This is a genomic window from Aeromonas popoffii, assembly GCF_000820025.1.
GTDB classification, from domain to species: Bacteria; Pseudomonadota; Gammaproteobacteria; order Enterobacterales; family Aeromonadaceae; genus Aeromonas; species Aeromonas popoffii.
Map to the genome: position 1 here is coordinate 1 of NZ_CDBI01000009.1, position 14,627 is coordinate 14,627.

At 44.5% G+C, this 14,627-nt stretch carries 8 protein-coding genes and 3 pseudogenes; 7 read left to right on the forward strand and 4 right to left on the reverse strand.

Features of this window, described 5'->3' with window-relative positions:
- Positions 1-664: 664 nt before the first annotated feature.
- The 5 genes from BN1129_RS23010 to BN1129_RS01845 all read left to right on the forward strand — a co-directional run bounded on the left by BN1129_RS23010 (position 665) and on the right by BN1129_RS01845 (position 7,534).
- On the forward strand, positions 665-1,144 hold the full coding sequence (locus BN1129_RS23010; protein ID WP_157013227.1) for a hypothetical protein: 480 nt from the start codon (positions 665-667) through the stop codon (positions 1,142-1,144).
- Positions 1,145-1,333: 189 nt separating this feature from the next.
- Entirely contained in the window at positions 1,334-1,945 is a 612-nt protein-coding gene (locus tag BN1129_RS01830; RefSeq protein ID WP_042034118.1) for a response regulator transcription factor, read from the forward strand.
- A gap of 49 nt (positions 1,946-1,994) precedes the next feature.
- A complete protein-coding gene (locus BN1129_RS01835; protein WP_042034119.1) occupies positions 1,995-2,648 on the forward strand; it encodes a response regulator in 654 nt (217 codons plus the stop codon).
- Between the two features lie 6 nt (positions 2,649-2,654).
- Positions 2,655-3,299, forward strand: a complete 645-nt coding sequence (locus BN1129_RS21745; protein ID WP_157013228.1) for a LysM peptidoglycan-binding domain-containing protein — start codon at positions 2,655-2,657, stop codon at positions 3,297-3,299.
- A 614-nt stretch (positions 3,300-3,913) separates the two neighbouring features.
- A complete protein-coding gene (locus BN1129_RS01845) occupies positions 3,914-7,534 on the forward strand; it encodes an ATP-binding protein (RefSeq protein ID WP_084204529.1) in 3,621 nt (1,206 codons plus the stop codon).
- 187 nt (positions 7,535-7,721) lie between these two features.
- On the opposite strand, the pseudogene BN1129_RS01850 reads toward BN1129_RS01845, so the two are convergent.
- From BN1129_RS01850 to BN1129_RS01865, 4 genes and pseudogenes are all read right to left on the reverse strand, one after another.
- Positions 7,722-8,089 (reverse strand): annotated as a pseudogene (locus BN1129_RS01850) (helix-turn-helix domain-containing protein); the annotation flags it as partial.
- A gap of 361 nt (positions 8,090-8,450) precedes the next feature.
- Positions 8,451-8,914: pseudogene (locus BN1129_RS01855) on the reverse strand (IS5 family transposase); the annotation flags it as partial.
- A gap of 153 nt (positions 8,915-9,067) precedes the next feature.
- The gene (locus BN1129_RS01860; RefSeq protein ID WP_042034120.1) at positions 9,068-11,761 is read right to left on the reverse strand and encodes a cation-transporting P-type ATPase; all 2,694 of its coding nucleotides are present in this window, start codon (positions 11,759-11,761) and stop codon (positions 9,068-9,070) included.
- Positions 11,762-12,081: 320 nt separating this feature from the next.
- Positions 12,082-12,516, reverse strand: a pseudogene (locus BN1129_RS01865) (IS5 family transposase); the annotation flags it as partial.
- A 378-nt stretch (positions 12,517-12,894) separates the two neighbouring features.
- Here BN1129_RS01865 and hcp1 point away from each other — a divergent pair.
- A complete protein-coding gene (gene hcp1, locus BN1129_RS01870; RefSeq protein ID WP_010634822.1) occupies positions 12,895-13,413 on the forward strand; it encodes a type VI secretion system effector Hcp1 in 519 nt (172 codons plus the stop codon).
- A 276-nt stretch (positions 13,414-13,689) separates the two neighbouring features.
- The coding region (tssI, locus tag BN1129_RS01875; protein ID WP_042034124.1) for a type VI secretion system tip protein TssI/VgrG at positions 13,690-14,627 on the forward strand (938 nt) is incomplete at its 3' end.

The following is a 14,627-nucleotide window of genomic DNA, read 5'->3' on the forward strand; positions in this document are numbered from 1 at the left end:
GATCTATGGGGTCAAATCCAGAAGGGAACGATGTGGAAGCCACCCTACTTTGCCGTTAGATATTTATGTCAAATCACCACACAACCCTGAATTTTTATTGTAAATAGTTTGGTGGTGCTAATGAAAACTCTTACGGATTAAGTAAGCATCTAAGTAGATGCTGTGCAAAAGGACTCGGTTCTATGCAACTCATAGGAGTTTGGTGTTAAAAATGTTAAAGTTGAATGTTTTTATAGCGTCATTGTGTTTGTTTTTTACTCAATCACAGGCGGCTTGTACCAGTGTTGTACAAAGCACTTGGGATATGTCTGCGGGTAATCCACCAAAACTACAACGCCCTGAGCATGCAAGTAGTACTCCAGTACTAACAAATACAACAACGGTGCGAGCTATAGCAACGTTGTTTCAGTGTAGCGATGGTAATCGAAACTATTATGCAAAGCGGACAAATGTACTTGGTGGACTCGTATCTGGCTATAGCGCTTTATAAAGATTGGATGTAAAGGATCCAGATCGTAATGCCCAATGGGTGAGTTTGAGTTCGGCAAATCAGCGTTTGGTTACATACGGCAGCCATGTTGGACTTAATAGTCGTCTGAGGTTGTACGCTACTGGCCCTTTCCAGCCAGGCACTTACCAGGTAGCAAGAGCAAAAATAGGAGAGATGCAGAGTGAGTTGGTGTCGAATTCAGCAGATAAAAGTCCAATCGTGAGTCTGTATATACCCGCCATGACGATCACAGTTGACAGTTATGGCTGCACATTAAACGTCCCTAATAATGTCGCGTTGTCAACCGATGTTGAGCAGTCTACAACGTTCAATGTGACGATTTCACAGTGTGGCGGCACCGTAACTGCATTTGCTCGGTTTAGCGATCCGGATGCACAAGCCGCGACTAAAAACGCCTTGCCAAACAAGGGGACGGCCAAAGGGTATGAACTCAAACTACAGACATCAGGAAAGGCTCCAATTACTTTTATCCCGGTTGGGACGACCGCTCGAACGGATGAAATCAACTTGGGCAGTATTACTGCAACGCAGACCCGTACAACATCATTTTCAGCATTGTTAAGTCGAACGAGTGATGAGGTCAGACCCGGTATGCTAGAGTTTGCAACGATTGTTGGTATTTCATACCGTTAAATAGGTGATGTGTAAAGAGATGACATTCATACTAATCTATACTAATAGGTAAGAACACCAAAAAAGATCCATACGTGCCTTATTGAAGGGTAATGCTCAGGTTTAACATACTTTTGACTGGTCAGTTATTGATATGTGGTTGTGGTTGTAAAGTAGTTAGATTGGGTTATTGGATAATAGGAATTTAATATGAATGAACAACTTCGCTGCATCATTGTCGATGATCATCCTGCCATTCTTTTCGCACTATGCTTGACTCTAGAAGCTAATGGTATAGCGGTGGTCGCTCAGTGCGCAACTGGAGAGGATGCATTAAAGCAAATTCGTGAATTGCAACCGGATGTAGTCGTGCTGGATCTGGATTTACCTAGAATGGATGGTATCACATTGCTTCAGCGTCTACGGCACAATCAGACATTAAGTAAAGTAATCGTGTTATCTGCAACGGATAATGACCTACTGGCTGCACAAGTACGAAGTTTGGGCGGAAGTGGCTACGTGCACAAATCGGAGTCGCTGGAAAAATTACCCCAAATAATAAATTTGGTAATGTCAGGATATATTTATTTTACAGAACGGGTTCTCAGCCAAAATAATACAGCAACATTGCTCGATAATCTTTCAGAACGTGAATTCGTGGTATTTCGTAAGTTAGCTAAAGGCCAAAGTAATGGACAAATAGCCAGTGAGCTCAGCTTGAGTCCAAAGACGGTGAGCACTTATAAAACGAGATTGTTCGAAAAACTTAATATAACGACATTGGTAGAGCTATATGATGTTGCCAGACGAGAGAATATTTAGTTTTTTCGTTATTATATTTATATAATCTATACCATGGGAGTGGTTAGCTATGAAAATCCTAGTGGTTGATGATCATCCTGTGAGTTTGATTTTACTAAATCATCAACTGATAGTAATGGGTTTTTCTGTATTACAAGCTAATTCAGTTGAACAGGCGGTGGTGCTTTTGCATCAGGAGCCAATAGATGTTGTGATTATGGATTGCCAAATGCTTGGTATAGATGGAATAAAGTTTACAACACTTATTCGTAATCAAAATAACCTGGCAGGTTTAGCTCAACGTATCATTATTGGGGTTGTCCCATCTGATTGCTCAGAAATAAAATTAAATGAACTAGCTTCATGTATGGATAAGCTTATATCAAAACCGATTGATATCCAAGAATTAAGAACGATGTTATCGACTTGTCTTGAATGTATGCAGTTTACTTCAACGGAAAGGGTTAAAAATAACCATATTGTATTAAAAATCATTAAAGAAACGACAAATAAAGACCTCGATATGGCATTTGAATACTTAAACTCTGCCAAACTCATATTGTTGGCATCATCTGTTCACCGTATTAAGGGGGCTTACTTGATGATTAATGACGTAGAGATTGTTGAATTGTGTCGTAAGATCGAAAATGTATTGAACAGAGATAAAAATATACAGCATTTAACCTTGCTTTTGACAACATTAAAAAACAAAGTAAACATATAGTGATGAATGAGTAAACGTGAGCTTATCATAATGGTTGATATGAAAATATCTGGACTAATATTGTGTGTGCTAACCCAGAGCGTTTTGGCTAGTACAACGCATTTCTCTATTATTAAATATGATGATGCGTCACAGCTGCTATTAACCAATCTCATTGCCCCCATGGGACAGGGGCAGCTTTACCTGCAGGCTGATGGGATCCTAATAAAATTAGAACGTTTTTCTCGTGTTGGGGAACATCAATTACGAGTCCATCTTCCCTGTGATGAGTTTGATGTGACAGACTCATTATTCTATCGTATAGATGACGTGACGTTAACGCTTTCTCTCGCCAGTATTGCTTGTCCCCCCACACAGATAGGGGGGGCTCCTCGGATTATTTATCAGAATGGGCTGTGTGTCATAGACCCAAAAGGTTCGACGTTATGGCAAGTCGGTATGCGATTAAAAGAGCTAAATGGCTATACTGTGTATCAGAATATGTATGCCATTTTTCTGCTGAATCGAGAAAGTTTTATCGGTGAAGATATAAATAAAATGCGAAATGAGCTCATGCACTGCCCTTCAGAAGAATTGATTTCCTCAATTGAAAAACAACATGCAGCTAGCTTATTTAAAGAGGCCGAAAAGCATAGGCTTAAAATAAACTAGTCTATTATTAGTGCATAGATAACCATAGAAATAGAATGTTGTTATTAAGTCTTGGTTTTTAAGTAAAGGGCCTTAGTAAATATCATCAACCAAGTCTATAAAGACGTGCAGTGATAAAAATATGAAATGAAAATTTAGAGTAATATATTTATTCTAAGCATTGAAGTTTATCCTAAGGGGAAAAATCTATCATCCAGATAGTGTGTAGTCATAGTGACATATAGTTATATGCCAGCATATGAACTTGGCGCGTGAAAACCTTATATCCCCCCAGAACTTCCACTGCTCAAGCCCCACCACTTATTTCACTGCTCTATTTTTTGTTTTCTATGCTTCTACGTATTGAGGACGTCCGTTTGTTACATTATAGCGCTATTTTACATTGTGATATAAATTACATTATACAGTAATTATATAGTGTAAAGTTAGCTTCTTGCTATAGTTGTATTATGCACTATACCTACACGCATGTTAAAGCTACTTATATGGAGGGTGATAAATGGACTGATGTGACGTAGAGTGTGTCGAGTTTTTATAAAAGTGCAAGAGTTTTATTTTAGGCTATAATTGACACTATTAATACTTATAAAATAATATAATTTTTGGGCCGTCATATGAAAATTAATATATTCGTAATGCTTTTTTTGTTTGTAATGCCGTGTTACTCAATGGAAATAAATGAAAATAATCTTGATGTAAAGACTATTTTTTCGCGAGAATCCCCTTTCGATTATAATAAACTGCCACCATCGTTTACTGAAGAGCAAAAGAAGTGGTTACAAGGGCGTAAACGATTGGTGCTTGCAATACCACAATTAGATAATAAACCAATGAGTTTTATGCGTAGCCCGGGAGTTTACGAAGGGGTGACTGCAGATGTTATTGGAATTATTGCTCATAGCTTGGGGGTTGAAATTATAGGAAAAGAATTTTCGTCCTATGAGGCCGCAGTACAAGCCGTAAAGAGTGGTAAGGCGGATTTTATTGGAGAAGCAAATAGCTATGACATAGATGAGGGGTTAATATTGACTACGCCATATATTACAGATGACCCTGGAATATATGAGCGATTTGATGCAAATGATGACAATATAAAAACGGTTGCAATAGTTGAATCTTATTTGCCATTTTCAGAAGTGATTAAATATATGCCGCGAACCAGGATAAATGTTTATCCTTCAAGAAAAGCCGCTATTGCATCCGTGGCATATGGAAAATCAGATGCGGCATTAATTGATATGGTCTCTGGAAATTTTATCGTTAATAATTTTTATTCTGACATCATTAAGTTGGGGCACCCCATTGATGTCCACACTGGAGGTTTTTCTTTTGGTGTTGACAAAGATGATCTCTTTCTAAGAGACATTCTTAATGCTTCCTTGGTTGCCGTATCAAAGGAACATCGTAATAGTATTGTTAAACGTTGGAGCGGTGGCGGGCTATCTCTTCAGTCTGGACAGGTACAATTAAATCCAGATGAATGGCAATGGATTCATGATCATAAAAATATTACCATTGCAGTGCAGACGAATTTGCCCCCATTCAGTTATATTGATATACATGGGAGTTTTCATGGTTTGGTGATAGACTTACTTCATTTTTTTGAATCTAAACTAGGTGTTAGATTCACGATGCTACCAGTTAAAAATACAATAGACCAAATAGCTGCTGTGAATAGTGGTGCAGCAGATTTAATGATTATGTCACCGACAGAGGAGAGGCGCATGAGTTATGCCTTTACGACTCCATTTATTTTTGGTCCGTTGGTTTATGTTATTCATAAAAAAAATAATGGTATAGATCCATACTCCCTTGTCCGACTTGGCCGTGTGGCGACCGTAAATGGTTTTATATCAACCATATTAATTGACCAGTCTTTCCAGCTAGAGCGGAGCATCTCATTCAGTCAGATCAATGGTGCGCTTGACTGTGTTGCTAATGAATTGTGTGACGTTGTCATCTTGCCTCTTAGGACTGCGCGTTTTCTAATCGATACTAAATACCCAGATAGTCTTATTATATCAGGGGATGCCTTTGAATCAAAACCTGTGGCGCTATCCTTTGCGGCAAAACCATCACAAAATAGTTTGATTTCTATTATTGATAAAGCATTAATGTCTATACCTCCTGATGAGATGGATATATTAGCTACGAGTTGGCGTGTCAATTCTAAAAATGAAGTGATAACCGCCCTGGATTTTTTATTTAAATTTAAGTCTTTTATATTGGTTGCTTTTTTTGTATTGCTACTATCTGTAATTTGGGTGGCCATTCTGCGGCGTCAAATAAATAAAAGGAAAAAAATTGAAACCGCACTTGATTCTCAGCTTAAATTTATTGAAGAGCTTATTGAGAGCACCCCTCATCCTATTTATGCACTAGATATGACGGGTTCACATACATTATGTAACGATAGCTACGCTAGCTTTTTTAAAATGGAAAAGTCAGAGATAATTGGGTCTAATTTATCTGTATTTGCAGAACGAAACAGTTACATGTATGAAGCGGGTGATATTGTTTTTCAAACTTTAAATGATGGTCAGCCTAGAGGTAGTGATCTGTGTCTTAAATTACCACATGGGAATATGGATATTTACTATTGGACCCACCCTTATAGAGATTCTATTGGAAGGCAGCAAGGATGTGTTGGTGGTTGGATTGATATAAGTGAGCGGGTGGCGCTGCTCTCTCAGCTGACTGAGGTAAGTAATAATGCCAGCGAGGCAAATAAAGCGAAATCAACCTTCTTGGCAACCATGAGCCATGAAATTCGCACTCCAATGAGCGCCATTATTGGTATGCTAGAGTTGACATTACGTAAAAATAACTTAAATGGTAAAGATCACGAATCTATTGTTATCGCATATCAGTCAGCTAAAGATCTGTTGGCTCTGATCGGTGACATACTTGACATATCGAAGATAGAGTCTGGAAGGCTAGAAATAACTCCTTCACCTCATCATATATCTGAATTGACAACCGCAGTTGTTAATGTATTTAGTGCTAGTGCCCATCACAAAGGATTAGCTCTAAATTTAAGCTTGAATGATGATGCGATGGTGATGGTTGATCCTACACGTTATAAACAAATAATTTCAAACCTACTTAGCAATGCTATTAAATTCTCTCGCTCAGGAGACGTTGAGCTAACAATATCATTGAAGTCAGCCGAAAGCTTGTGTGAAGTTTACATTCAAGTTAGCGATGATGGGATCGGGATCAGCCAAGAGGATATAAGCAAGCTATTTGAACCATTTATTCAAGGAAATCAACCAGCAGATATGAAACGGTCTGGTACTGGATTAGGCCTTTTTATTAGCCGTATCTTGTGTCAAATAATGGGGGGGAATTTAACTCTCGAGAGTAAGCTTGGTGTAGGCACTACTGTTACCGCTTTATTGCGGCTACCATTATTGGAGGTGCTACCCAATTCAGTCATGACCGAATGCGAGCAAATTGTTCATGTCGAGGAGCACAAAGATCTCAAATATAAAATATTGGTTGTTGATGATCACCCTGTCAATTGCATCTTGGTTAGTCAGCAATTGCAATATCTTGGTCATGAAGTTGATACCGCATTATCTGGGCGTGAAGCATTAAGCAAGCTGGATAAAAAAAATTTCCACATAATTATTACAGATTTCAATATGCCGGAAATGGATGGTTTAGAGTTCACTAAAACTTATAGGGAGCAAGAAAAAAACAAAAAAAATAATCGTACTATCATTATAGGTCTGACAGCAGATGCTCGACAAATTCAGATTGAGAATGCGATTCAGGCCGGCATGGATGATTGCTTATTTAAACCGATAAGCATTGATCAGTTAAAAATGTGTATTAGTACACACAGCATTATGATTGATGATATATCTCCTGCTGAGATGGCATCTATGATTCAGCATGTTTTGGAGGGGGTAACATCAGGTGATGTTGATCTTATGAGAAGCCTGCTTGCTGCTTTTATACAGGCATCAAATGATGATATAAAAAATCTTGAACTAGCATGTAGTACAAGAGACTATCAAGTTTTCTTGATGTGTTTAAACAGACTGGAAGATGCATCTAAAATTATAGGTGCTGAAACATTAGCTCAATGCTGTAGCGAGTGGAAACATTCCCCAAGGCTGACGTGGTGTATGTTGAGTGCGTTACGTCAGATACAGGAAGAGTATCAGCGAGTACAGTCTGGTATCTATTCTTGGTTGGATTTAAATGTAGAGAAAAAGCATGAGTAACGTACCTTTATTCGTGCTGCTTAAATAAGTTGAGATGGGGTTTTTTCCTAAATAAGCCAGCAGGCAATGATTTCCCTTGCTGTGCAGATCTAGTTATCACCTGACACCGGCCTCAAACCGGTGTCTTGTTTACGCTACTTTAGTGCGCACTTTCTTCGGTATCAATTTCAGACCCTTCTTGAACAAACAAACGGTCGTGTTTGGAGAGCAAGTCGTGACGTTGCCACACACCACGCACACCACCCGCACTGACATTGATGCCTTACAGAGCCAGTTCTTGGGTGACCCGCAGCGGCCATGGGTTGGTCTGGTGAGGGAGTAATCGAGGATGACCTGCTCAATCTCGGGCGCAACCCGGTTGGGATGAGCCCCTTTACAGCCGGGCAATTTGTCGAGCAAGCCCTCGGCGCCATAGGTCTGGTAATGACGGCGAATTTCGTAGAACTGCTGACGGCTGTAGTCGATGAGCTTGCAGGTTTTGCTGACGTTATTGAGCTCTTTGGCGAGCGCTAGCAGGCTGAGTTTGCGACGTGCTACTTTCTCGTTGGTGGTCATACTGTGACTCCAGATAACACGGTAGGGGTACCGTTTTGTTATCCGGTTTGAAGCCGTATGACCACTCCCTTTTGTGGGCAACTGTCAGGTGAATACCATCTCCATACACGCGATTTAAAAGTGATCCACCCTGACATGGGGTTAATTGGTGTTTTTGGGGGGGGGCTCTTGACGTAACCGTTCACCGAGAGTGGATTGACAGGAAAAAAGAGACAGCACGCCACCTGCCCGGCCGCGTCAGGCTTCCGGTAAAAAACGCGGTGCCCAGCCCGGCCACAAGAGGCAGCGGCGGGAATGCTATCCACACGATGCCCGCCTCTGTATTGAGTCTTACTATCCGGTACCGGATTGTCCCTGCCGGCGAACGATTACGAGCTGGGGCCTCGATGATGGTGGCATCGACCAGCGAGCCTTGCTTCATAAGATGCCAGCCTCACAGAGCCACGGGTTGACGGCGTCAAAGAGTTGGCGTGCCAGTTGGTGCTGCTCCAACAGATGGCGGAAGTTCATGACGGTAGTGCGTCAGGGGTGGCCTGGTCCAGGGAGAGTTTGGCAAACAGACGCATCGAGGCAATCTCGTAGAGTGCGTCTTCCATGGCGCCGTCACTGAGGTTTATACCACTTCTGCATGCAGTGAATGCGGAGCATGATGTCGAGTGGATAGGGACGACGACCGCTGCCCGCTTTGGAGTAGATAGGTTCGATGAGACCGAGCATTCTGGCCAATGGGAGTAAAGCGTCCATGCGGGTCAAGAATATCTCTTTGCGGGTTTTGCGGCGTTTAGCATGGAACTCGCTATCCGCGAAAGTGAGTTGGTGACTCATGCTGAACCTCATCCCTGATATCAAGTAGGGATATGATCTCACACCAAAGACTTGTTCGCACCTTCCCTAGTTCTTGTATCAATAGGTGGCGACGGCCGGTATACCAGAAAGGGCGACCAACTTGATCGCCCCTTCTATTATCGTAGTACTACATTACGCCTTTCTGGACTTTCTAAATATGTACTTTTCAAGTTCAACGATGAGGAAAACAATGAAGCCGAAAAGGATACAAATACCCCATTGAGTCATGCTTAATGGGGTGCTGCCAAACCATCTGTTCATCATCGGTAAATAGACATAGGCGAGTTGCAGTAATAGTAAAGTACCAACCATTAACCAAGCAATCTTATTGCTAAGGAGTCGAGTAAGGCTTAGGCTGGAAACTTCGATATACCGACTATTAAACAGATAGAACGTTTGTGCCAATACGAGAGCATTGAGTGCCATGGTTTTAGCGATAGCATCGGATGATCCAGAGGCCAGTTCAAATGCAAATAGACTCATAGTTAAAACGCCGATCAGCGTAGATACTATAGCCACACGCAACAGGAAAGGCGCACTTATAATTGATGTTCCTGGTTTACGTGGAGGGCGACTCATCAAATTAGGCTCACTGGGCTCAAATGCCAGTGCAAGTGCCAGAGTGACTGCTACTACCATATTCACCCATAAAATCTGCACAGGAGTCAAAGGAAGTGTCAATCCAAGCAGAACTGAAAAGAGCATTACAAAACCTTGCGCACCATTGGTTGGCAGAATAAAAAGCAAGGATTTTTGAATGTTATCGTAAATGGTTCTTCCTTCTTCAATCGCTTTTTCAATAGAAGAGAAGTTATCATCGGCGAGTACTATATCGGCGGCATCTTTTGTGGCTTCAGTTCCCTTAATGCCCATAGCGATACCCACGTCGGCGCGCTTTAGCGCTGGAGCATCATTCACGCCATCCCCCGTCATGGCAACAACCTCCCCCCGAGCTTGCAGAGCCATTACAAGGCGAAGCTTATGCTCTGGGCTGGTTCTGGCAAAGATATCACAATTGCCCGCCAGTTGTTGTAACTCCTCGTCACTTGCGACCTCAAGCTGATCACCAGTCACCACCTTTATCGTCTCGGCATTACCAATGCCCATCTCAATACCTATTGCCTTAGCGGTATCTGCATGGTCTCCAGTAATCATTTTTACCCGAATCCCGGCTTTATGGCATTCTGAGATGGCAGCTATTGCTTCAGGCCTCGGTGGATCAACAATACCGATCAAACCGACAAAAACCATTTCTTGTTCAAGGTCACTCAACTCTAATGTACTTTTACTGGAAGGCACCACACATGTAGCGGCAGCGAGTACACGCAACCCTTGGCGTCCCAACATTTCAACTTGCTGATGCCAGTATGAGGCGTTGATCACCTCAGTTGCTCCATTTGCATTCAGCTCTGTTTTACAGCGTTCGATTAGACGGTCCGGTGCCCCTTTCAAGAGAATTTTCCGTTCACCAGACGGCGTATCGTTTAAGGTTGCCATAAATTTGTTTGATGATTCAAATGGAATAGCGGCCAGGCGAACGTAGCCAGTAGCATCAAAAGATGCTTTATTGCCAAGAACACGCAGAGCAGCCTCAGTTGGTTCACCTACGATTCGCCACTCATCGTTCTCCATTATCACATGAGTATCATTGGCAACAGACACCACTTCTAGCAGTGCAGATAAACATGGGGCATTGGATATAACTACTTTCTTATCAGCGATAGATATATCGCCTATCGGTTGGTATCCATCCCCACTCACATCATATTGTCCACACCGGGTGAGCACTTTCTGTGCTGTCATTTCATTGCGCGTCAAGGTACCGGTTTTGTCTGAACAGATAACAGTAATTGCACCAAGCGTTTCGACAGCGGTTAGTTTACGGGTGATGGCATTACGCCGAGCCATACGCTGAACACCTATAGCAAGGGTAATGGTCAGAATAGTGGGTAGACCTTCTGGAATGGCTGCCACAGCAAAGCCAATTGCAGCCATAAAAACCTCTGCTATCCCTTGGCCATGGAACAGCACACCAATAATCAGCATTAGCGCCAGCATGGATAGGACAACCCATGCCAAGGATTTACTAAAACGATCCATCTGTTTTGTTAACGGAGTATCCAGAGTCTCGACTTCAGTGATCATTCGACTGATTTGACCAATCTCAGTTAAAGCACCTATTGCCGTAACGACTCCAACACCGCGTCCAGCAGAAACCATTGAGCCTGAATAGGCCATACAGGAGCGATCACCAAGCGGAGAGTCTGTGGCCATCGCCGCAGTCCCCTTATCTGCGGGTACCGATTCACCTGTCAGTGCCGACTCTTCTATCCGCAGCCCTGTGGCTTCCATTAAGCGGAGGTCGGCAGGGACTCTATCGCCAGATTTCAATCTTACAATGTCGCCAACCACCAACTCATCAGCATTAATTTCATCCCATTTATGGTCTCGTAGCACCTGAGCACGAGAGGAGAGCATATTACGGATCCCGGCTAAGGCAGTCTCTGCTTTCCCTTCCTGTACGAAACTGACAATCGCGTTAAGGACGACGACCCCGACAATTACCCAAGTATCAACCCAGTGTCCTAGAAATGCGGTTGCGATTGCTGCTGCAAGGAGGACATAGACCAGCATATCTTTGAAATGGCTAATGAAGCGAACAAAAGCTGACTTGCCCTCCGGCTCTGGGAGCTTATTTTGGCCATATAAATTTAGTCGCCGTTGTGCTTCATTACTTTCCAAGCCATTTTCGGTAGCGTTCAACGCTGTTAGCGTACTAGCAACATCAAGGGAATAAGGTTTTAGCAACTCATCTTTTTCAATCATAAATTCACCTTAAAATTAACACTGAGGCAGCCTAATAATATGTTACAGTTTCATATAAAGCCAAGTTAGTCCTTCTCAAAAGCATGTCGGTTAATTCGTCCAAGCCAATATTGCCAAGTCATGGCTCATACACAAGAACTTTAGCAGCAACTAATTGAAATAGACATGAAAAAGGCTTCGTTTATGAGCTAATCGGCGCTGTTTACCAAATCGATACGGTTTGAATGGAACTAACTGAAAACATAGCGATTAGACCTGATCGGCGTTGTTTCCCAAATCAGCCGTAAGAATGCAGCTTCCCCAGCCCCAAGTGACCGTTACACCCGGCGCTTTTCAGCGGCGTGTTTTCTGACTTGCCACTCGCCTTTGCCAAATACTTTCAGGCCAGTTGAGTCGATAACCAGGTCGGTAACCTTCGCTTTAGATGGCTGCCGATACGCCACCTTCACCGTGCTGGCCCGCTTGCTGACACAGAGATAGTCCGGCGCACACAGCGGCACATTCATCAACGCGAACAAGGCGTCGAGTAGCCTCTGGGTCGCTCGCAGAGTGAGGCTTAAAATCCCCTTGAGCATCAGAAAGGTGCAGATGGTCTGGTCGGTGTAGCGCTGGCTACGTCCCCGTCGCCCGTAATGGTCTTGGTGAAACCAGTTGTCCATGGCATCTGCATCAACCCAGAAGGTGAGAGAGCCACGGTCAATCAGAGACTTGTTGTATTGATGCCAGTTGGTGATGGGGTGAAGCGACTTGCCCATGATGCAGACTTGAAGGGAATGGTGGTGATCAGATCACCGCGCCCTCAGTTAGTTCCATTCAGCTGCATCGATTTGGGAAACCACTCGGCTGTAAGGTGTCTAGGGAACTAGGGGTAATTCAGAAAAGAGCGGCATTTTTTAGCTTTAAGCTCTGCCTTGAGCAATAAGTTGCGCCACATTTGGCTATAAATGCCAAAAGCGCAACTTTTTGCAGTTGCATGCTCTGATTGAGCAACTAATTGCGCGTCTGTAGACGGGGGCAACACGCGGTGTGACATTAAGTGCATGTTTTATATGTTAAAAAAATTTTGGCACGGTCACTGCTAAGGGGTTGGTCGAGTGCTAGCTCATTTAACCAACCTATTTAGGAGCATACCCATGCCAACTCCATGTTATATCAGCATCGAAGGTAAAACCCAGGGCAACATCACTGCCGGTGCCTTCACCTCCGACTCCGTCGGTAACATCTTCGTACAAGGTCACGAAGACGAGATGCTGGTACAAGAGTTCCAGCACGTTGTCACCGTGCCGACTGACCCGCAATCCGGTCAGCCTGCTGGTCAGCGTGTCCACAAGCCGTTCAAGTTCACCGTTGCGCTGAACAAAGCTGTGCCGCTGATGTACAACTCCCTGGCTTCCGGCGAAATGCTGCCGAAAGTGACCCTGAAGTGGTACCGCACCTCTGTTGAGGGCAAGCAGGAGCACTTCTTCTCTACCGTGCTGACCGATGCCACCATCGTTGACATCGACTGCCAGATGCCGCACTGCCAAGACCCGGCGAAATCCGACTTCACCCAGCTTATCCAGGTCTCTCTGGCTTACCGCAAGATTGACTGGGAGCACACCGTTGCCGGTACCTCTGGTGCTGACGACTGGCGCGCCCCTATCGAAGCATAACGGGATACACAAGGGCACTGCTTGCGGTGCCCTTTTTGCCATCTGCGTGTTTGACGCGCTTGCTATTCACTTTTCCATCCCGGCGATTTTTTCTTATGCCTGTTGGCTCTGCGTAAGCGGGCACAAGAAAAAAGACGAGTTCACGTCTTGCCGCACGCCGTCAAGGGCGTGCGGTAGCCATGGTGTCAGAAACGCCGGGGCGATGACGGATCTCTCACACAGTTTGAATGGCTCCCGATTGTGCGGGGCCGCATGACATCTCAGGGGCGCTCACCGATGGCAGACAGCACAGGATTACAATTTACAGTCAAGGTGGGGGCGCTGCCCGAGACCACCTTTGTGGTGGCCGAGTTTGCGCTGGAAGAGGCGTTGAACGGGCCGTTCCAGTTGCGATTGGAATTGGCGAGCCCGGAGCCTGACGTCGACGTTGGCGCCGTGCTTGACCAGCCCTGTGAGCTGATGGTGTGGTACAACGGCGAGCTGCAGCGCCGGGTATGCGGGGTAGTGAGCGACTTTGCGCAAGGGGACAGCGGCTTTCGCCGCACCCGCTATCAGCTGCAAGTCAAACCGGCCCTGTGGCGATTGGGATTGCGCCAGAACTCCCGTATCTTTCAGGCACAGAAGCCTGACGAAATCCTCTCCATTTTGCTGCAAGAGCACGGCATCACCGACTACGCCTTTGCCCTGAAAAACGAGCATGCCCAGCGCGAATATTGCGTTCAGTACCGCGAGACCGACCTCGATTTCTTGAACCGCCTCGCCGCCGAAGAGGGGCTGTTCTACTTCCACGAATTTGAAGCAGGCAAACATCGCATCGTGTTTGCCGACGATGCGGCTGCGCTGACCCAAGGCCCAGAGCTGTTTTTTAACCTCGGTAACCGTTCGCTGGAACAGGGTGCCTATGTCCGCCAGTTCCACTACCGCGAATCGGTGCGCCCCTCGGATGTAGAGCTCAAAGACTACAGCTTTAAAACCCCGGCTTATGGTCTCTCCCAGAAGAAAATGGGGGCTGAGCTCGAGCACCAGCGCGACACTTACCAGCATTTTGACTATCCGGGCCGCTACAAGCAGGACGGCAGTGGCAAGGCGTTTGCCCAGCACCGGCTCGATGCGCTGCGCAATGACGCGGTCAGCGGCAGTGGCAAGTCCAACAGCGCAGCCCTGCTGCCGGGCCAGACATTTTCACTCACCGAGCATCCGAACGGCAACCTCAA